Annotated in this window: 22 protein-coding genes; 8 read left to right on the top strand and 14 right to left on the bottom strand. The window is 55.4% G+C overall.

Features of this window, described 5'->3' with window-relative positions:
* Positions 1-197, top strand: a 197-nt coding sequence (locus BC440_RS23065; protein ID WP_175484458.1) for a hypothetical protein, incomplete at its 5' end; no start/stop codon positions are given.
* Between the two features lie 671 nt (positions 198-868).
* On the opposite strand, the gene BC440_RS03545 is transcribed toward BC440_RS23065, so the two are convergent.
* On the bottom strand, positions 869-2,809 hold the full coding sequence (locus BC440_RS03545) for a propionyl-CoA synthetase (protein ID WP_278360419.1): 1,941 nt from the start codon (positions 2,807-2,809) through the stop codon (positions 869-871).
* Between the two features lie 405 nt (positions 2,810-3,214).
* Entirely contained in the window at positions 3,215-3,379 is a 165-nt protein-coding gene (locus tag BC440_RS22335; protein ID WP_007091085.1) for a DUF465 domain-containing protein, read from the bottom strand.
* Positions 3,380-3,494: 115 nt separating this feature from the next.
* On the opposite strand from BC440_RS22335, the gene BC440_RS03535 reads away from it, so the two are divergent.
* Positions 3,495-4,112, top strand: coding sequence for a UbiX family flavin prenyltransferase (locus BC440_RS03535; protein WP_071239520.1), 618 nt, complete (start codon positions 3,495-3,497; stop codon positions 4,110-4,112).
* A gap of 16 nt (positions 4,113-4,128) precedes the next feature.
* Here the strand turns inward: BC440_RS03535 and BC440_RS03530 are convergent, their stop codons facing one another.
* Entirely contained in the window at positions 4,129-4,602 is a 474-nt protein-coding gene (locus BC440_RS03530; RefSeq protein WP_071239519.1) for a TIGR02444 family protein, read from the bottom strand.
* Between the two features lie 46 nt (positions 4,603-4,648).
* A complete protein-coding gene (locus BC440_RS03525) occupies positions 4,649-5,755 on the bottom strand; it encodes an ATP-dependent 6-phosphofructokinase (RefSeq protein WP_071239518.1) in 1,107 nt (368 codons plus the stop codon).
* 119 nt (positions 5,756-5,874) lie between these two features.
* Here BC440_RS03525 and BC440_RS03520 point away from each other — a divergent pair, with 119 nt between their 5' ends.
* The gene (locus tag BC440_RS03520) at positions 5,875-6,081 is read left to right on the top strand and encodes a DUF465 domain-containing protein (RefSeq protein WP_007091089.1); all 207 of its coding nucleotides are present in this window, start codon (positions 5,875-5,877) and stop codon (positions 6,079-6,081) included.
* A gap of 75 nt (positions 6,082-6,156) precedes the next feature.
* On the opposite strand, the gene BC440_RS03515 is transcribed toward BC440_RS03520, so the two are convergent.
* The gene (locus tag BC440_RS03515) at positions 6,157-6,999 is read right to left on the bottom strand and encodes a diguanylate cyclase (RefSeq protein ID WP_071239517.1); all 843 of its coding nucleotides are present in this window, start codon (positions 6,997-6,999) and stop codon (positions 6,157-6,159) included.
* Positions 7,000-7,263: 264 nt separating this feature from the next.
* On the opposite strand from BC440_RS03515, the gene purE reads away from it, so the two are divergent.
* The 3 genes from purE to BC440_RS03495 all read left to right on the top strand — a co-directional run bounded on the left by purE (position 7,264) and on the right by BC440_RS03495 (position 9,770).
* Positions 7,264-7,764, top strand: a complete 501-nt coding sequence (purE, locus tag BC440_RS03505; RefSeq protein ID WP_071239515.1) for a 5-(carboxyamino)imidazole ribonucleotide mutase — start codon at positions 7,264-7,266, stop codon at positions 7,762-7,764.
* Positions 7,765-7,862: 98 nt separating this feature from the next.
* Positions 7,863-8,957, top strand: a complete 1,095-nt coding sequence (locus BC440_RS03500) for a 5-(carboxyamino)imidazole ribonucleotide synthase (protein ID WP_071239514.1) — start codon at positions 7,863-7,865, stop codon at positions 8,955-8,957.
* A gap of 165 nt (positions 8,958-9,122) precedes the next feature.
* Positions 9,123-9,770: a thermonuclease family protein gene (locus BC440_RS03495; RefSeq protein WP_071239513.1), complete on the top strand. Its 648-nt coding sequence runs from the start codon at positions 9,123-9,125 to the stop codon at positions 9,768-9,770.
* A gap of 98 nt (positions 9,771-9,868) precedes the next feature.
* On the opposite strand, the gene BC440_RS03490 is transcribed toward BC440_RS03495, so the two are convergent.
* From BC440_RS03490 to BC440_RS03475, 4 genes are read right to left on the bottom strand one after another with little or no spacing between them, the layout of a single operon-like run.
* Complete coding sequence (locus BC440_RS03490) at positions 9,869-10,564, bottom strand: COQ9 family protein (RefSeq protein ID WP_071239512.1); 696 nt, start codon at positions 10,562-10,564, stop codon at positions 9,869-9,871.
* 1 nt (position 10,565) lies between these two features.
* Positions 10,566-11,168: a peptide deformylase gene (gene def, locus BC440_RS03485; RefSeq protein WP_071239511.1), complete on the bottom strand. Its 603-nt coding sequence runs from the start codon at positions 11,166-11,168 to the stop codon at positions 10,566-10,568.
* 57 nt (positions 11,169-11,225) lie between these two features.
* Positions 11,226-12,458: a biotin/lipoyl-binding protein gene (locus BC440_RS03480; RefSeq protein WP_071239510.1), complete on the bottom strand. Its 1,233-nt coding sequence runs from the start codon at positions 12,456-12,458 to the stop codon at positions 11,226-11,228.
* Positions 12,451-12,897: a hypothetical protein gene (locus tag BC440_RS03475; RefSeq protein WP_007091097.1), complete on the bottom strand. Its 447-nt coding sequence runs from the start codon at positions 12,895-12,897 to the stop codon at positions 12,451-12,453. The genes BC440_RS03480 and BC440_RS03475 overlap by 8 nt, the downstream gene beginning before the upstream one ends.
* Positions 12,898-13,264: 367 nt before the next feature.
* On the opposite strand from BC440_RS03475, the gene rpsU reads away from it, so the two are divergent.
* Positions 13,265-13,468: a 30S ribosomal protein S21 gene (gene rpsU, locus BC440_RS03470; RefSeq protein WP_007091098.1), complete on the top strand. Its 204-nt coding sequence runs from the start codon at positions 13,265-13,267 to the stop codon at positions 13,466-13,468.
* A gap of 271 nt (positions 13,469-13,739) precedes the next feature.
* Complete coding sequence (locus tag BC440_RS03465; RefSeq protein WP_083379293.1) at positions 13,740-15,221, top strand: Na+/H+ antiporter NhaC family protein; 1,482 nt, start codon at positions 13,740-13,742, stop codon at positions 15,219-15,221.
* Between the two features lie 89 nt (positions 15,222-15,310).
* Here BC440_RS03465 and BC440_RS23470 read toward each other — a convergent pair whose 3' ends face one another.
* The 5 genes from BC440_RS23470 to BC440_RS03445 form a co-directional block, all read right to left on the bottom strand.
* Complete coding sequence (locus BC440_RS23470; RefSeq protein WP_247643522.1) at positions 15,311-15,526, bottom strand: hypothetical protein; 216 nt, start codon at positions 15,524-15,526, stop codon at positions 15,311-15,313.
* Positions 15,477-15,794, bottom strand: a complete 318-nt coding sequence (locus BC440_RS03460) for a hypothetical protein (RefSeq protein WP_071239509.1) — start codon at positions 15,792-15,794, stop codon at positions 15,477-15,479. The genes BC440_RS23470 and BC440_RS03460 overlap by 50 nt, the downstream gene beginning before the upstream one ends.
* A 113-nt stretch (positions 15,795-15,907) precedes the next feature.
* Entirely contained in the window at positions 15,908-17,305 is a 1,398-nt protein-coding gene (locus tag BC440_RS03455; RefSeq protein ID WP_007091102.1) for an NAD(P)(+) transhydrogenase (Re/Si-specific) subunit beta, read from the bottom strand.
* A 12-nt stretch (positions 17,306-17,317) separates the two neighbouring features.
* Positions 17,318-17,773 (bottom strand): NAD(P) transhydrogenase subunit alpha, encoded by a 456-nt coding sequence (locus BC440_RS03450; RefSeq protein ID WP_007091103.1) that lies wholly within the window; start codon positions 17,771-17,773, stop codon positions 17,318-17,320.
* Entirely contained in the window at positions 17,766-18,926 is a 1,161-nt protein-coding gene (locus BC440_RS03445; RefSeq protein ID WP_071239508.1) for a Re/Si-specific NAD(P)(+) transhydrogenase subunit alpha, read from the bottom strand. Before BC440_RS03445 ends, BC440_RS03450 begins: the two co-directional genes overlap by 8 nt.
* Positions 18,927-19,223 lie beyond the last annotated feature (297 nt).

The raw sequence follows: 19,223 nt of genomic DNA, 5'->3' as shown, positions 1-19,223 counted from the left end.
GGGTTGGGTTGGGCTGGGCTGGGCTGGGTTGGGTCGGATCGGCTCTGCTATGCTCGGTTCTGGCCCTGCCATGCCTGCCCCGCCATTCCGATGCCGCCCTTGCCACACTGACCGGGCTTGGCGGACGTGATGCAGGACGGGCAAATCTCCTGCCCGGCGTTCGCATGGCTTGGCGGTCTGGCAGTCTCGCGGCCTGACGGTTTCGTAGCTCCGCCGTCTGGCGATCTGGCAATCGACGGAGCTGTCGCACCTGCCGATCTGATCCAGTCGCAATTCGGCCCTGCTGCAACCATCACCGTCACCATCGCCCCCCTTTCGGGTTTGCCTCTTTCGCCTTCCCGACACTTCCGGCACGTCCCCCTGCCCGAAGGACACATTTCTCCCGTCATGACTAACAACCGTTTTTCGCCAATGCTCCCCGAAACTTATCGAGGCTGTCGGGCATCACCGCCCGGACGCACGTCCCCCGTAATGACTTTTCCATCCGCCATCAATACCCCTGTGGCAACGTCGTCGTCGCCCTCTCAGCCATTCATATCGCTGAACAATCATCGTCACTTTCCTGTCTTTCCGGCCCGAAACGCAAAAACCCGCAAAAGCGCATCACGCTTTGCGGGTTTTTGATCCGGGTGCATTTGTCCCGTTGACTTTGTCTTTATGGCACAGACAAAGGAACAAATCAAGAACATTTTACCGAAAACTCGAAAAAACTTCCGGTGAAAACTCACTCTCCAGAAAATGATTTGTTTTTCAATATGTTATGAACCGCATCCCCGGCCCCAATAAAAGCCGCCCGCAGGATAAATCCGGCGGGCGGTCAAGTTGGCCCGTGCTTATCCGGGCATCAGGAGTTTGCGTTACTCGCTGCTTACGCCGATTTGGCGTAACCGATATCTTTCAGGGCTTCGGCAATTTCCGGCAAAATGCCCGGATCATCAATGGTTGCCGGGGCGTTATATGCCTCCCCATCCGCGATGGATCGCATGGTTTTACGAAGGATTTTGCCAGACCGGGTTTTGGGCAGGCGGTCCACGATGGTGGCCTGCTTAAACGCCGCAACCGGCCCGATCTGATCGCGCACCATCGCAACCACTTCCTTGATGATCGCCTCATGCGGGCGGTCCACCCCGGATTTCAGAACCACAAAGCCAAGCGGTAATTGTCCCTTAAGGTCATCATGCACCCCGATCACCGCACATTCGGCGACATCGGGATGCCCCGAAAGCACTTCTTCCATTGCCCCGGTCGACAATCGATGCCCTGCGACATTGATGATGTCATCCGTCCGCGACATCACATAGACATAGCCGTCCTCATCGATAAAACCGGCATCCCCGGTGGCGTAATAGCCCGGAAATTCTTCAAGATAGGCCGATTTGAACCGATAATCATTCTGCCAAAGGGTCGGAAGCGTCCCCGGCGGCAGGGGCAGCTTGGCGACCAGTGCGCCGATCTTGCCGCGTTCAAGCGGCTTGCCGCCCTCATCCACCACCTGCACGTCCCAGCCACAGGCTGCGACCGTCGGCGAACCATATTTGATCGGCAGCATTTCAATACCGCGCGGATTGGCACAGATCGACCAGCCGGTTTCGGTCTGCCACCAATGGTCAATCACCGGTACGCCAAGGCTGTCTTCGGCCCAGTGCAGCGTATCGGGGTCGGACCGTTCGCCCGCAAGATAAAGCGCCTTCAGGCATGAAAGATCATAATTGGCCATCAACGCGGCCTTGGGATCATCGCGCTTGATCGCGCGAAACGCGGTTGGTGCGGTAAACAGGACCTTGACGCGATGCTGCGATATCACCCGCCAGAAGGCCCCGGCATCCGGCGTTCCGACCGGTTTGCCTTCATACATCACCGTCGTGCATCCGGCCAGAAGCGGCGCATAAACGATATAGGAATGCCCAACAACCCAGCCGACATCGGATGCCGCCCAATAGACATCACCCGCCTCGACGTCATAGATATTTTTCATCGACCAGTTAAGCGCCACCATATGGCCGCCATTGTCGCGCACGACCCCTTTGGGCTGGCCGGTGGTGCCCGATGTATAAAGGATATAAAGCGGGTCGGTCGCGGCCACCGGCACACAATCAGCCGGGGCGGCCTTGGCGCATTCCGCCATCCAGTCAAAATCACGCCCGTCAATCAGCGGGGCCGAACATTGCGCGCGCTGGAACATCAGGACCGTTTCGACCTTGTGCTTCGCCTGATCAATCGCCCGATCCAGAAGCGGCTTGTATTCGATCACCCGCGATCCCTCGATACCGCAACTGGCACTCAGGATCAACTTGGGCTTTGCATCATTGATCCGGGTCGCAAGCTCGTTGGATGCAAATCCACCAAACACGACGGAATGGATCGCGCCAATGCGCGCACAGGCCAGCATCGCCATCGCCGCCTGCGGGATCATCGGCATATAGATGATCACCCGGTCGCCCTTGGTCACTCCCTTGGCATGCAACGCCCCGGCAAGGCGCGCAACCTCATCACGCAACCGGTTATAGGTGAATGTTTCGACCGTATCGGTGACCGGGCTGTCATAAATCAGGGCTGCCTGCTCACCGCGACCGTTTTCGATATGACGATCCAGCGCGTTAAAACAGGTATTGACCATTCCGCCTTCGAACCAGCGATAAAATGGCGCGTTGCTGTCATCAAGCACCCGGTCCCATTTCTTGTACCAGGACAGACTTTCCGCAGCTTCTGCCCAGAAACCTTCCTTGTCCGCGATCGAACGATCATAGATTTCCTGATAGCGACCCGTCATTTGTGAAACTTCCTCCCGCGCGTCTGGATCTTTGCCCAAATATACGCGTCTGGCTTGTGTGCTGCGTTACCGCGACATCATCATCCGCAAATGTTGTGACATCGCCTGCCCGATCTGCGTCAAGGACCGGATCAAAGACCGGACCTTAATTCGGCATCATAATACCGATTTAAGTTTCCAATGCCCCTTAGACATTGGTAGAGGGCAGAAAACCGGGGTTTTGCGGATTTAAATCAATCCAGAAAACATCTTTCCACGTATGCTGCTTTATGAAGGTCGGAACGCAGAAGGATGCTTACAAGAATGCCGCCTCTCGTTGTGGGCGACAAGCGGAGGCGGCAAAAAATGAAGGAACTGATCCTGTCGTCAGGAGATGCATTTTTCAGGCAATCGGCGCAGCCTTACCATCACGCTATGCGGATTTTGCCAGCATCCTCTTGACGGCTAATGGGTTATTCGACTTATCTCGTCCTTGATTTCGAGCTTGCGGCGTTTAATGTCTGCGACACGGGAATTGTCTGGCGCCGGGCGGCGCTGCTCGTAATGGAGTTCCTGCTCAAGTGCAGCATGTTTGGCAGTGAGAGCTTCGACATGGGATTGAACACTCATTCGCCTACTCCTCAGTTCTGACTTTGCCCACACAAAGATGGTAGTAATTCTGTAATATGATTTCCAGTCTTTCGACGACGCAATCGTTCAAATAGTGACCCGGATAACACATAAAATGTCTCAAAAGGATCGACTTATCATTGGCATAACCGGCGCGTCCGGGGTGATTTATGGCATCCGTTTTTTACAGCTGCTGAAAAATTCGCCAATCGAGACTCACCTGATCCTTTCAAAGGCGGCAGAGCGCACAATCGCTTATGAAACCGATTTTAAAATCCGCGATATCAAAGAGTTGGCAGATGTTGTCCATGACAATCCGGATATCGGTGCCTCAATCGCATCCGGTTCTTTTCGCGCACGCGGCATGGTCATCGCCCCCTGCTCGATGAAGTCCCTGGCCGAGGTCGCAAGCGGAGTCGCAGACAACCTGATCGCACGCGCCGCCGATGTGATGCTCAAGGAACGGCGCCGACTGGTTTTGATGGCACGTGAAACGCCGTTGCATGCCGGCCATATCCGCAATATGGCACTGGCAACTGAAAACGGTGCGATCATCGCGCCGCCGGTGCCCGCCTTCTATGCGCGCCCGCAATCACTTGATGAAATGGTCACGCAAAGCTGCGGCCGGATCCTTGATCTGTTTGATATCGATCTTCCGGAAACCGCACGCTGGGGTGATCCGGATGCCAAAAACCACATTCCCGTCACCGGCAAACCGCGCAAAATGGATTAATATCCGCTGCCTGCGCCTACGTACCTTGATTTAACATCATAAGACCGCACAGCCGATCCAGCGTTGCATCGCATTCTGACTGGCTCAGTTTGAAACGTGTCGGCGATAGATAAGCCCGTGCCGGCGCCATCGGATCACCGGCCGGGATGGTTTCAACCGCCTTGCAAAGCAGTTCCTGTTCGATACGTTCGGCTGCAAGCTCGTCATTCTTGACCTTGCCACGCAGTTTTTGCGCACTATCCCAATCGGCATTGCGCAAAAAGCGGCGCGTATTGCGCAACGGTACGATCACCTGTTCACGCCAGTCCCGCACCGCATTTTCAAGGGCGGATATGCTATGCGGTGCCTGCCCCTTCTGGCCAAGATAGAACATGAACAGCAACATGTTCACATCCAGATCACAACGTTCCTGCAATTCCAGACAAAGCGGCGCAACGCCGTCCCGCCCATACATCTCGACCGTAAAGGCCCAGACTTCCTCTGCATTCATATCCAACCTGTCTGTTTTTCGTTTTTCTAAGCATGCGATCTTTTGATCAGACCGTCTTTGCCGTCCGCGCTGTTTTTGGCGGGTGGCCCAGGTAGGCACCAAGCCCTTTTGCGGTCGATACCATGGTTCCATTGGTATCAACAAGTCGCGGCCCGACAATCACATCGGCCATCGCAACATCGATCACCTTGCGCTTTGACCAGGCGACGACACGGTCAAAACTTTTCTGCGCAATCAGGTCCACCGCATGCACCCCGAAGGCCGATGCAATGACCCGGTCGCGCGGCGATGGAATCCCGCCGCGCTGCACATGGCCCAGCACGGTCACACGGGTTTCCCAGCCGGTTCGTGCGCCCAACTCATCGGCCAGCCAATGACCGATCCCGCCATAACGTATTTTCTGGCCATCATCGCCTTGCGTTACCGCCGCACCGTCATCACGCTTGACCGCCTCGGCAACGATCACCAGCGCATGATTGCGTCCACGCTTGCGAATGTTCAGGCAATGCTCGGTCAGGGCATCCAGATCATAATCCATTTCCGGGATAAGGATAGCATCCGCCCCACCGGCAACCCCGGCAAAAAGGGCAATATGCCCGGCATCGCGCCCCATGACTTCCAGGATCATGATACGGTCATGCGACGCGGCTGTCGGCTGCAACCGATCCAATGCCTCGACCGCAACATTGACCGCCGTGGTAAAGCCGACCGAATATTCCGTCAGAGCCAGATCGTTATCGATGGTTTTGGGAATCCCCACCAGATTGATGCCACCCATTTCGGCCAACCGATGCAGGATCGCCATACTGCCATCCCCGCCAACCCCGATCAGGGCATCAAGGCCAAGCTTGCGATACCCGGCAATCACTTCGGCCGAACGGTCGGCAAAACTGCCATCGGGCATCGGATAATGGAACGGATCACCCTTATTCACGGTGCCAAGAATCGTACCACCCAAACGCAACATTCCGTCATTATTGACGTAATCGTTCAGATCAATCGCCTGCGGCGGGTCCTGCATCAAACCGTGTGTTCCCTGCCGGATGCCAACCACGTCCCAGCCATAACCAAGTACCGCACGGCGCACAACCGCCAGAATAACCGCATTCAGGCCCGCACAATCGCCACCACTGGTCAGAATTCCGATCCGCATCCGTATCCTCCGTCCTGTCAGATCTTATTCACTCGTCAGATTACAAATCATATGGGTTGCCAACCCGAATTCTGATAGTATTACAGGCTCTTCGCGTCGCTAACCAAGCTGGATCAAAAATGGACGAAATCAATCAGATCGCAGTCGAAAAAAGACTGCTGTTTCTGCGCGAGGAACATCGTGATCTCGATATCGCAATCGAACAACTGGCCCACGGGGCCCATCACGATCAATTGCGTCTGGGCCGCATGAAAAAGCGCAAACTCGCCCTTAAGGACGAGATTCTCTATCTCGAGTCGCAACTCGTCCCCGACATTATCGCCTGATAGACAATCCGGCGTTTCCGGCAGAACAACCCTTTTGGAAAGACACGAGGGGCGCGGCAGGACGCCGTTATCGCCTCAAAGGCCACTTGGAATACGTTGCAGCTGTGCTGACTTCATTTCTTTTTCAGCACGCAGGGCATAATCGACAGATGCCAGCGCTTCTTCGGCGGTTTCCCCCGATTTGACGTGATAAATGCCAAATACCGGAACGATGGTGATGTATTTTCCGTTCCAGAAATAGGGATGCTTTTTCAGCCGACGCGTAATCGCGTCTGCCCGCTGCCAGGCATCCTGTTCATCCATGTTGTAAAGCAGCGCAATGAAATCGTTGCACCCAAGATAACCGACCTGATGGGGCGGCATGATGAATTCGGTAATCGTGCGATACAAAAAGGTAAACACACCTTCCTTGCAGCCATGCCCGTGACGCTGCAATACATCGTCAAGATTGGCTATCTCGCACAGCAAAAGTGCGCGCGTCGTCCGATCCGACCCAACCAGCACCATTTCATTTTCAACGATCTGCATGAAACTGTTGCGGCTGAGCGCGCCGGTAAACGGATCACGTCCCTCTGCGCGGGCCAGTTCGACCTGATGGCGCTGCAATTCGCTCAGATGGTCCGAAAGCCCGTTCACACGCAGCATCAAACGCGAAATCGCCCGCTCCACCGCCGGGGTAACCTGTTCATCCGGTATACCCAACACATCGGCTATGTCATGAATATTGGGCGTCACCGCCGGTTCGGCGATCAGGATATCGCGATTGATGATGTCAACCTTATGCTGATCGGCGTCGGACGCACCCTTCTTGCGCACCTGCTTGCCATAGGTGTACGCAGCATAAGGATTGGATGGATACCGTCCATCGCCCGCCCCCATGGAAGATGGGGTTGCGGAACCGGGTCTCGTGACTTTCATGTCTGCCCTCTCTTGTGCTACCTGCACAGAGATAAAAATTAAGATGAATAACTATAAACCCAAAATACTTATACTTCACTCAAATTATCAACTGTAAGCAAGGATAACATCCCTACCCTTATAGCTACCTGCACGCAATATTGCGGGTCATGCAAAATGATGTCCGGAATGGCGTCGTGTCGGGCCACTGGCGGGCTTGCATGATCACCCTTCCTGCCTATAATGCGGGCCTTCTGATAACGCCCGAAAAACGGAGCCGCCAGCATGAGCGATCAACGCCCGGTCATCGGCATTATCATGGGCAGCCAGTCCGACTGGGAAACCATGAAAAATGCAGCAGATGTCCTCGATGCGCTGCAAGTCCCCTACGAAACCAAAATCGTATCGGCCCATCGCACCCCGGATCGCCTGTATGACTATGCCAAATCCGCAAAGTCGCGTGGCCTCAAGGTGATTATCGCCGGTGCCGGTGGTGCGGCCCACCTTCCGGGCATGGCTGCGGCCATGACCCCGCTTCCGGTTCTGGGTGTTCCGGTACAAAGCCGTACACTTAAAGGCCTTGATAGCCTTCTGTCGATCGTTCAGATGCCGGGCGGCGTTCCTGTCGGAACACTGGCAATCGGTTCGGCCGGGGCAAAGAATGCCGGTCTGATGGCCGCCGGGATCATGGCGCTGATCGATAATGCGCTGGCCGGGCGTCTTGATGACTGGCGCGCACAGCAGACTGACGCAGTCGCCGAAGAACCGGTTGATCCCGCACCGTAATGCATCAGGCGCGCCCGAATGGGCGCGTTTTTCTTTGGCATCGTCCAAATCAACGGTGCCCGTCCCACTTGGGGAATGAAAAGGAATTCGAGGAATAAATGACGCAGGATTTCGCGACACGCATCATCGCACCGGGCAGCACGATTGGCATCATGGGTAATGGCCAGCTTGGCCGTATGGCTGCCCTTTGCGCTGCCGAACTCGGCTATAAGGTCCATGTTTTCGGCCCCGGAACCGACAGCCCGACCGAACAGGTCTGTGCCAAGGCAACGGTGGCTGATTACACCGATCTGGATGCGCTTCGTGCCTTTGCCGCCGATGTTGATGTCGTGACGTTTGAATTTGAAAACGTGCCCCATGACAGCGTGAAACTGCTATCCGAACTGGTGCCGGTCCGTCCGGGCTGGAAATGCCTGCATCTGTCGCAGAACCGCCTGCGTGAAAAGACCTTCTGCAATAAAAACGATATCGGCACGGCACCTTTTGCCGCCGTCCGCTCACTTGCCGATCTTGAAGCCGCCGTTGCCAAACTTGGCCGCCCATCCGTGCTTAAAACCACCGAAATGGGTTATGACGGCAAGGGTCAAGTCAAAATCACCGGTGAAACCAGCCTTACCGACGCATGGGCGGAAATGAACGGTGCCGAAGCCATCCTCGAAGGCTTCATTTCGTTCGAACGCGAAATCTCGGTCATTGTCGCACGCGGGGTCAAGGGGGACACCGCCTGCTTCTGCCCGGTTGAAAATGTGCATACCAATCACATTCTTGATGTCACCATCGCCCCGGCGAAAATTCCCGCCGATCTTGCCCGAAAGGCCGAGGACATCGCCACCCGTCTGGTCGAGGCGATGGAATTTGTCGGCTTGCTGGCGGTCGAGATGTTTGTGACCACCGATGGCGACGTTCTGGTCAACGAAGTCGCCCCACGTCCGCACAATTCCGGCCACTGGACGATTGATGCCTGTGTCACCAGCCAGTTTGAACAGTTCATCCGTGCTGTTTGCGGATTGCCACTGGGCAATCCGGCCCACCATTCAAATGCCCGGATGAAGAACCTTCTGGGCCATGATATTGATGACTGGCAGGCAATTTTGGCCGAGCCGGATGCAAAACTGCACCTTTATGGCAAGGCCGAAGCCAAAGCCGGTCGCAAGATGGGTCACGTCACCTGGGTCCTCCCCAAAAAGGACTGATATCCATCCGAATGCAATTTATGCCAATGCCCCGAACCATGCTGGTTTCGGGGCATTTTTCATTGGATCACAGACACTTCGCCCGACAGGCAGTTTCTTCCTGCCAAACTGGCATTGCGCTTGCTGATTATCCCTTCAGGAAATACTTTTCGGGTAACAGGCGTGATGAAAAAACTTCTTCTCATCCTTGCAGTCATAACCGGCTTTGCATCAGCCACCGGCACAAACAATGCTGCCCATGCCGCACCGGGGGCCGCCGGCTTCCCGGATGTACTGCAAGGCGACCAGCTTCGGTTTGGCAATATGATTGTCGAACTGTTTGGCATCCGCGCCCCGCGACCGGGCATGATCTGCCGGGCGGGCAGTGTCGAGTTTCAATGCGGGGCCGCCGCCGCACAGGCGCTTGACCGCATCATTGAAAATTATGCTGTCGCCTGCCAGCAGGTCTCAGACTCCCAGCTGTTCCCGATGCTGACCGAATGCCGCATGGGGCAGACCGACATCAACCGTTTGCTGCTGCGTGCCGGTTGGGCGATTGTCGACATGAACAGCTGCGATGGCAACCCGAACTGCCTGACCTATTTGGCCGACCAGGCCCATGCCCAGGAAAACCGCAAAGGCATGTGGATGGGTGACCTGCCCTACGAACTGGTTGCATTGGCCGCCAAACCAAAGCCGATTGATATCGACAACGCCAATGGCGAAACGGAAGTCGCCAACAACAACGGTGCACCGTTCAGCATCAATCTTGCCGCCGAAATGGAACAGGCGAACAAGCCCGATGAAACGCTGCTAAGCTTCCTGATGCGCTAAACGCAATCGCGCCAGCTTCGTCAAGAACTCCTCCCCAACGCAAAACGCCGCCCGATGCAGGGCGGCGTTTTGTCTTTGAAATATAAATCTGTATCGAGCTATGCGCCGAACTGGCGACGAACACGCCCCGGGGTTGGCATGCATTTGGCCAGCTTCGCACCAAGCTTGAACGGGGTTGCGGCGAATTTCCCGGCCTTTTTGACCGTTCCGGTGATTTTCGGGATCTGCATGACATTGCCGATCCGGCGATCCAGAAAGGCCCAGCTGTCCGCGTGGCCTTCGGATTTGTCATCCAGCCAGTAGGCAAGGGTTGAACCATAAACCCCCGCCAGCAACATCCGTTTGGTGTACCAATTGTGATCTGTCGATGTATCACCGGCCGCAACCCACATCTTGTCCACCGTGCCATGCGTCAGCTTAAGGCTAAGCGGTACGTTTTGCGGCAGGGTCAGATAGGAAAGGGCGGCGCGCACCGTATCCTTTTCGTGCTCCACCAGCGACAGACGGGTTTTGACCGCAGTCGCGATCCGTTCACGGATTTTCATCGATGGCAGATCAAGCTTGTCGAGTTCCTCGACCATTTTGCAATCCGTCATCTCGACATAGGTAATGATGGCCTGACGAATGCCGCCGGGCAAAAGACGATCCACCTCGCCCGGTGCAAGTTCAAGGTTCTCGGCACCGCTGCGAAGGGCGGCCATGCTCCAGCCGTCAAACGGGATATGTTGAAGTGCCGCCGCAACCAGCGCCTCGCGCTGCGTACGCAGGCGGTTCATGCTTTCGGAAACGGTCATTTCAGGCCTCCTTGCTTTCGTCATTGGCACCATCATCGGAACTTTCAGCAGATGATGCCCCCTGTCTAAGGGGCGTCTCGGGCGGGTTGTCGCGCAACTCGTCGGCAAAGCCCAGCAACGTCATGTCTTCCATACGTTCGGGATACATCACCCCGATCAAATGATCATATTCATGCTGAACCACGCGCGCATGGAATCCACCGGCAATGCGTTCAACGTCCTTGCCATATTCATCTAACCCGCGGTAACGGATTTTGTTCCAGCGCGGCACCACGCCCTGCAACCCGGGAATCGAAAGGCATCCTTCCCAGCCATCAACGATTTCATCGCCAATCGCCTCTATTTCCGGATTGATCAGCACGCTTAACGGCACTTCCGCATCATCGGGATCATCGCTTTTGCGAAAGGCCGGGACATAAAAAACCATGATCGCCTTTGACTGAAACACCTGTGGCGCCGCAAGGCCTACGCCTCCGGCATCCTTCATGGTTTCCTTCATATCCGCGATCAAACGCTGGATTTCGGGATCAAGCGGGTTTTCGACCCGGTCCGCGACCCTGCGCAAAACCGGGTGGCCCATCCGGGCAATTTTAAGGATCGACATGGCTCTATATCCAACCAAAACGCCCCGACTGTAAAGCCCCTACGCATGATCCGCCGCCTAATGAGCCGACAAAACCAGCGTCTGTAGCGGCCAGAGCAGCGCCTGAATACGCAGGAGTAAGGCATGCACGATCCCGACCGTCTGTACCATATGCAGGAACAACCATTCGCCCGTACCGATTTCCGGGTTTTCAAGCTGATCATGGGTATTGGTATAGGCATTGGCAACGCACTGGCTGCCCCTTGGCACATCCTTGATCTGCTCAGGATAAAGCGGGATCATTTTGGCAAGGAACGTACCCGGTACGGCCCGTTCCGAGATATCTAGCAATCTGTCTGTCGGGCGGAACTGACCGGCAGCAATCACCGGTTGCACGCTGGTTACCAACATCGGGATGACTTCAAACGGCAGCGACGCACACGACATTTCCGCAAGAATCCCGGCTTTGACAACCTGGGCGGAAACCTGCTGAAAACCGGCTTGGAATATGACCTCCTCGGGTTCGGCTGGTATAAGGATACCGGCCGGGCGTAACAACGGATTGACGATATCACCGATCTGCAATGCAAATTGCTGTATCTCGCCATCGACACCAGCCCGGACAACGGTTTTGCCAAGGGCAACCTCGGCCGAACGAAGCGACGCTTCCGCGCTGGCAAGCTGGGCTGGCAGAAGGGTTTCCATTCTGGTTTCGACGGCATTGACATTGGCCTTGGCCGCATTGACTGATCCCTGACGCGTCGTCAGTGCAACTTCAAGCCGTTCGACCTCTCGCCGGGAAACCGCATTGGTGCCGCGTGACAAAAGATCAGCCTTGACCGCCAATTCCTCGCGCACCTGCTCATAGGCCCCTTGCGCTTCTTCAAGATTGCCGTTCGCCACCGCAAGATCAGCCTGCGTTACCGCCATCTGCGCACGGATTTCCTGTACCTGTTGCTGGGCAATTTCAACCGCTTCGGTTTCCGTGCGATCATCAAGGCGGAATAACGGTTCGCCCGATTTTACCTGGTCATCATTATCGACATAGATTTCGACCACCCGGCCATTTTTCTCCGGCAAGATGGTCAGGGTCCGATAGAAGGACGCAACGTTCTGGCTTGATGGGTGGTAATAAAAAATCAGCGTGATCAACGAAATTGTCAGGATCGCACAGCCGACAATCCCGTAGCGCAGCTCATACCAGACCGAAAACAGCGTAATTTCCTTGCCAATGCGCTTGCCTTGCCGATATCGGCGAATCAAGTAATCAGGCAGGATCGTAAAAATGGAACATAGCATAAGTTCAAACATCTTTACGGCCCTCCTGCACATTCATATCGGCGGAGATCGTCGATGCGTCACCATCGGTGACCGGCTTTGGCCCGGTGGATTCGCTCATTACCCCCTTTTCCCGTGCCATGGCCTTCACGGCATCAGCAATCGCATTAATCGGGGTGTAAAAATCGGGAACCTGAACCACGGCAATCACCAAAGCCGCCAGCCAGAACAGGTTGTTATGGGTAAACAGCGCCAGAAGCGTCAGGATACTGATAAGCTGGATCTGGGTGTGATTGGCATGATGGGCCAACCGTTCAGGCAGGGCATGCAGGCTCAGATAAAGAGCCCCCAACCCAAACACCCCCAGAACGACAGACCAGACAACAATCATGAACAACACATCCGACTGTCCGGGCCCGGTAATGAAGAACGGCGCATGTGCAATTGCCGTCTCTCGCAATGAGCTTTCCATGTGCAAATATCCCACCGTTATGAGGGCTCTGCGCGGATGCAAACCTACGCCACCGGCGGCATACCCAAACTCACCCCCAGCGATAAGCCCAATTTTGTCAAAGCATTATATCAACTTTTGAGATTTTTTCGGCCATACAATTCGCGCAAAGCGCAACACCACAAACCCAGAGTCTGGAAATGCGGGTTTTGCCTTGGCGTTTTGCGCCTTTGGCTCAACAAACGCCAAAGGCGAATATCTCCTTCCCTCTTTTCTTTTGCACCGCTTTACACTATATAAAGCCCACGGTCATACAGGCCGTGTAACCAACCGGAAAGCATGATGCTCTTCCGGGTGTTTTTGTTTTTTTGAAAGGAGCGTGGTTTCCGTGCAGGTAATCGTTCGCGACAACAATGTCGATCAGGCTCTGAAAGCGCTTAAGAAAAAGATGCAGCGCGAGGGCATTTTTCGTGAGATGAAACTCCGCCGCCACTTTGAAAAGCCGTCGGAGAAGAAAGCTCGCGAAGGGGCGGAAGCAGTCCGCCGTTCCCGCAAGCTGGAGCGCAAGCGCATCGAGCGCGAAGGCTTCTAGTCTTTTTCACTTTCGGGGTTCCTCGAACGTGACTGTACGATCGGTTTTGGCTTGCTAAAACCGGACCCGTGCGCCAAGCCCGCCTCGGAGCAATCCGGGCGGGTTTGGTTTTTTATACCCCTTTTCCAAATGTCTCCCCGGATCGCATAGCTGTCATTCCTGCTAAGTTTTTTGCCTTGGCATCGGATTGTTTTAAACAATTCCCCGGCAGGTCTTCACCCGCCATGCGCAAACACCTTTGCGCCACCACCAACCAGTCAATCGGGGAGACATGACTGTGAACACACAAACCGATACCGGCAACGCCCCCGCCGGATCCGACTTCAATGGATATTACCGACTGACCCGCGTTTTGCCTGTCATCGCTGTGATGGCCGCGATCTATGGCATTGCCGCACTGGTCGATTACCACATCAATGCTGTCTTGCTGACCATCGTTGTCATGATCGCGCTGTGTCTTTTGCGCGTGCCCGTACCTATCGCATTGATTTCCGCAGCCTTACTGGGTGCACTGCATGCCGGGATGGATACAACTACCGCCATCGGCGCGCTTAATGACAACCTTCTGGTCGGTGCCCAGGTCGGCATGACCTATGTGATGATCGGTGCCTTTGCGGTTGCGATTGCGCGTTCGGGCATTCTTGATCTGTTTGCCCAAAAGATCGCCGCCCGTGTCGGAAGCGATGCGCAAAGTACCTCAAAGGGCCTTAAGTGGTTCCTGTTTGCGATCTTCATTTTCTGTTCGTTGATTTCACAGAACCTGGTGCCGGTTCATATCGCCTTTATCCCGGTGATGATCCCGCCGCTTCTGGCGGTATTCAATCGCCTGCGGATTGACCGCCGCGCCATTGCCTGCATCCTCGCCTGCTCGATCAGCTTTTCCTATCTTCTGCTGCCGACCGGCTTTGGGGCGATTTACCTTAATGAAATCCTGATGGCCAATGTCAACGACGTTGGTGCGGCCTATGACCTTTCCATGACGGCCGATATGGCGCCCAAGGCTATGTTCCTGCCGGTTATGGGGATTGTCGCCGGGATGCTGGTTGCGGTCTTCATCACCTATCGCAAACCGCGCGATTATGTGACTGATCCGTCTTCGGAAAGCCATATCAATCCAGCAAAGCCCGTGTCGATCAATCCGCTTCAACTGCTGGCAACCGTTGCGGCCCTTGCCGTTGCGCTGATCTGCCAGTTGCAGTTTGACAGCCTTCTGGTCGGGGCAATGATCGGCTTTGTCATTCTGGCGGCGGCGGGCATTTTCCGGTGGCGGGCACAGGATGATGTCTTCACCGAAGGCATGCGGATGATGGCCCAGATTGCCGTGATCATCACCATAGCATCGGGCTTTGCCGGGGTGCTTGATGCCACCGGCGAAATTGCTCCGCTGGTGCAGGCCAGTGCCGAACTGATCGGCGATAACAAGGCACTTGGCGCGCTGATCATGCTTCTGGTCGGCCTGTTCATCACAATCGGCTTTGGCGACAGCTTCGCCAGTGTGCCGATCCTGGCTCCGATCTATATCCCGCTTGCACTGGCCCTTGGTTTCTCGCCCATGGCGACCATCGCGCTTCTGGGGGCGTCGGCTGCCCTTGGCGATGCCGGATCACCGGCATCCACCATCACGCTTGGCGCAACATCGGGCCTTAATGCCGACGGGCAGCATGACCATGTCAAGGATTCAGTGATCCCGACCTTCATCCACGCCAATTTCGGCATGGTTCTGTTTGCGTGGATTGCGGCGATGATCCTTTGATCAAATCGGCTCAATAAAGCCGGGGACAAACAACAAACCCGTCCGACGAATATCGGACGGGTTTTAATTTGCCGACTGAAACCCGGGTATCATTTCGCCCCGAACAACCAGTCAAACACCCCACCAACAGCTCCCTTTCTGGCGTCATTCGACTGTGTAACGTCTTCGCGCACCAAAAGCCCGAACTGGCTTTTATAGACCGTATAAGTATTGGCGACCGCAATATCGGTAAAAGTCGAACTGCCATATTCGGCATCAATCAGGAAATTCCAGTCGCACCAGCTTGTACCGGGAATCCACGCCAAGAATATTGGCCCACGGCTTGATCTTCACAAACTCCGCGTCAATCCGCCACTGATCGCCGTAAATCACGTATTTGCCAGGGATGTCGTTGCCCGGTAATGTCAGATAAGCGTTGTATTCCTGATCCCCGACTTCCTCGAACGTAATTCGCGCCACCGGCTCCTCGGCGGTCAGCCGGAAATAGGTGATGAAAATACCCGAAACCGACGCCACTAGCGCGAGCGACAACAGGACAATCGTAAAGACGGATACTTTCAGAAGTCGGAACACTTAGCCCTCGGATATGATTTCTGACTAAAAGACAGCAAAAGTCATGTTTCGTTTCACATAGAAAAAGGGCGACCAAATGGCCGCCCCTCTCCCGTTTCAACAGTGAAGCCAAATCACTCGTCGAGATGCATCACAATCTCTTCGCACATCTTTTTGGCGTCACCGAACAGCATCATCGTGTTGTCCTTGAAGAACAGCTCGTTCTGGATACCGGCGTAGCCTGCCGACATTGAACGCTTGATGAACAGAACGGTTTTGGCTTTTTCGACCTCAAGGATCGGCATGCCAAAAATCGGCGATGACGGGTCGGTTTTGGCTGCCGGGTTGGTGATGTCGTTGGCACCAATCACAAAGGCCACATCCGCCGTGCCGAAATCGCGGTTGATTTCTTCCATTTCAAGCACGTCGTCATAGGGGACATTCGCCTCGGCCAGAAGCACGTTCATGTGGCCTGGCATACGCCCCGCTACCGGATGGATGGCATAGCGAACGTTAACGCCCTCGGCCTTGAGGATATCGCCCATTTCACGAAGCGCATGCTGGGCCTGTGCGACCGCCATGCCGTAACCCGGTACGATGATCACGCTCGACGCGTTTTTCATGATGAAGGCCGCATCGTCGCTTGAGCCCGATTTGACCGAACGGTCGCCATCGGTTCCGACCGCCGGGCCTGCATCGCCCTCGGTCCCGAAGCCGCCAAAGATGACGTTAAAGATCGACCGGTTCATGCCCTTGCACATGATGTAGGACAGGATCGCACCCGATGCACCAACCAGTGCGCCGGTGATGATCAGGGCATTGTTCTGAAGCGTAAAGCCGATGCCGCATGCCGCCCACCCCGAATAGGAGTTCAGCATCGAAACAACAACCGGCATGTCCGCCCCGCCAATCGGAATGATCAGCGTCACGCCAAGCACCAGAGCAAGCACCACCAGAATCCAGAAAGCCGTGTGGCTTTCGGTGGTCACAACGATGATGCCAAACACCAGTATACCGATTGCGATTGCAAGATTGAGCATATGCTGCCCGGTAAAGCGAACCGGCGTACCCGATACGATCCCCTGCAACTTGCCAAAGGCAACAAGCGAGCCGGTGAAGGTAATGGCACCGATGGCAACGCCAAGGCCCATTTCAATCAGGCTGGCCGCCCCGATATTACCCGCCGTGCCAATGCCATAGGCACCCGGCGAATAAAGGGCGGCGGCGGCAACAAACACCGCTGCCAGACCCACCAGCGAGTGGAAGGCGGCAACAAGTTGCGGCAATGCGGTCATCTTGATCTTGAGCGCGATGACCGTACCAATGGCCCCGCCAAGCAAAATGCCGACAATGATAGTGGTATAAGAAACGACTTCGGGTGATGCCAGGGTGGTCAGAATGGCAATCGCCATCCCCACCATGCCAAGGATATTCCCGTTACGTGCCGTTTCCGGTGAAGACAGACCGCGCAGCGACAGAATGAAGCAGACGGACGCCACCAGATACAGGAAAGCCGACAGGTTTTCCGACATTGTGTGTTCCCCCTACTTCTTTTTCTTGAACATGTGCAGCATGCGCTGTGCGACGATGAAACCGCCAAAGATGTTGACCGACGCCAGCACCACGGCAATGAAGCCCATCGCCTTGGACAGGTTCATATCAATCGGGCCAGCCGCCAGAAGCGCACCAACAATGATCACCGATGAAATGGCATTGGTCACCGCCATCAACGGTGAATGAAGGGCCGGGGTGACTTTCCACACAACGTAATAGCCAACAAAGCAGGCCAGAACAAACACCGTCAGGCCAAGCACCGTAGGGCTGACACCGCTTGTATGGACAACCGTGTTGGCCGAGCTGGCCATATCGCCCGCCTGATTGGCAAGGCTATCGGCAAGCTTTGCGGCCTTTTCGGCCAGACCAAGGGCCGCATCGCGCAGCTCGTTGGCATTCTCGGCGGCATTCTGGGCCGCATTTTGGGTTACGGATTGATCAGCCATTTGCGACCTCCTCACCACCGAATTTCGGATGAACAACCTTGCCATCACGGGTCAGCATGGTTTCGGCAATAATCTGGTCTTCGGCATTGAAGGCCAACGTGCCTTTTTCCTTGTCAACGGACAGCGTGATGAAATTCAGAAGGTTTTTGGCATACATCGCCGTTGCATCGGTTGCGACGGAACTGGTGATGTTTTCAGGGCCAATGATTTTCACACCATTATCGGTCACAACCGTTTCACCAAGTTTCGCACCCGCAACGTTGCCACCGCGTTCAGCCGCAAGATCAATGATGACCGATCCCGGCTTCATGCCCGCGACCATGTCGGCGGTAACGATTTCCGGTGCCGGACGGCCCGGAATCAATGCTGTTGTGATGACGATGTCGGTCTTTGCCAGAACTTCCTTAAGCTTGGCGGCCTGTTTGGCCTTGTATTCGTCCGACATTTCCTTGGCATAACCGCCTGCGGTTTCGCCGTCGGCTGCGTCGTCTTCGACCTCGATAAACGTCCCGCCAAGTGACTGAACCTGTTCCTTGACCGCCGGGCGCACATCAAACGCGGAAACCACCGCACCAAGGCGCTTGGCAGTCGCAATCGCCTGAAGCCCGGCAACACCGGCCCCGACGATAACAACGCGTGCGGGTGGCAACGTCCCGGCGGCTGTCATCATCATCGGATAAATCCGGCCAAATTCATGGGCGGCATCAAGCACCGCACGATACCCCGCCAGGTTGGATTGTGACGATAGCACATCCATAGACTGGGCACGCGAAATGCGCGGCATCAGTTCCATCGCAAAGGACGAAACCCCCGCCGCCGCCATTTTTTCAATAATATCCTTGCGATCATACGGATCAAGCAAGGCAATGATGGCGGCGCCCTTTTTATAGGCGGCAAGCTCGTCGGTTTTGCCATCAACAACCGGTGGACGCACCTTCAGGATGACATCGGCATCCTTGACGGTGGTTTTCATTGTTTTGGCAATGGTTGCACCGGCATCGGCAAAGCGATCATCCGGTATCGCGGCGTTAATTCCGGCACCAGCTTCGATTGCAACGTCAAACCCAAGACCAATCAGTTTCTTGACGGTATCTGGTGTAACGGCAACGCGCCTTTCCCCGGGCCATATTTCCTTTGGAACGGCCAGTTTCATCGCGTTCAACCTCCTTCCCTACAATTATGAATAAGCACGGCATTTTTGTTTTTATAAAACGCGGTCCGCGTCCGGTGCCTGCGCATCAGACTGGCCACGATTACCCTTGCCCGGCAAGAAAAAAGGCGGTTCTTCCGCTTTAACAGAAGAAACCGCCCACTTTCCCACCACGCATTCCGAGGCAAAAAGCCTTGGCGACAAGTCAGGTCCCACCCGCCATTGGTGCTCAGGACAAACAATCAATGACGCCCTGCCTTGTCTGCGTTGAATGCAAGATGCGATTTCTTCCGGCCTGCG

This window comes from Thalassospira sp. MIT1004 (genome assembly GCF_001858545.1).
Lineage (GTDB): Bacteria > Pseudomonadota > Alphaproteobacteria > Rhodospirillales > Thalassospiraceae > Thalassospira > Thalassospira xiamenensis.
This window is presented reverse-complemented; position numbering and strand designations above follow the sequence as displayed.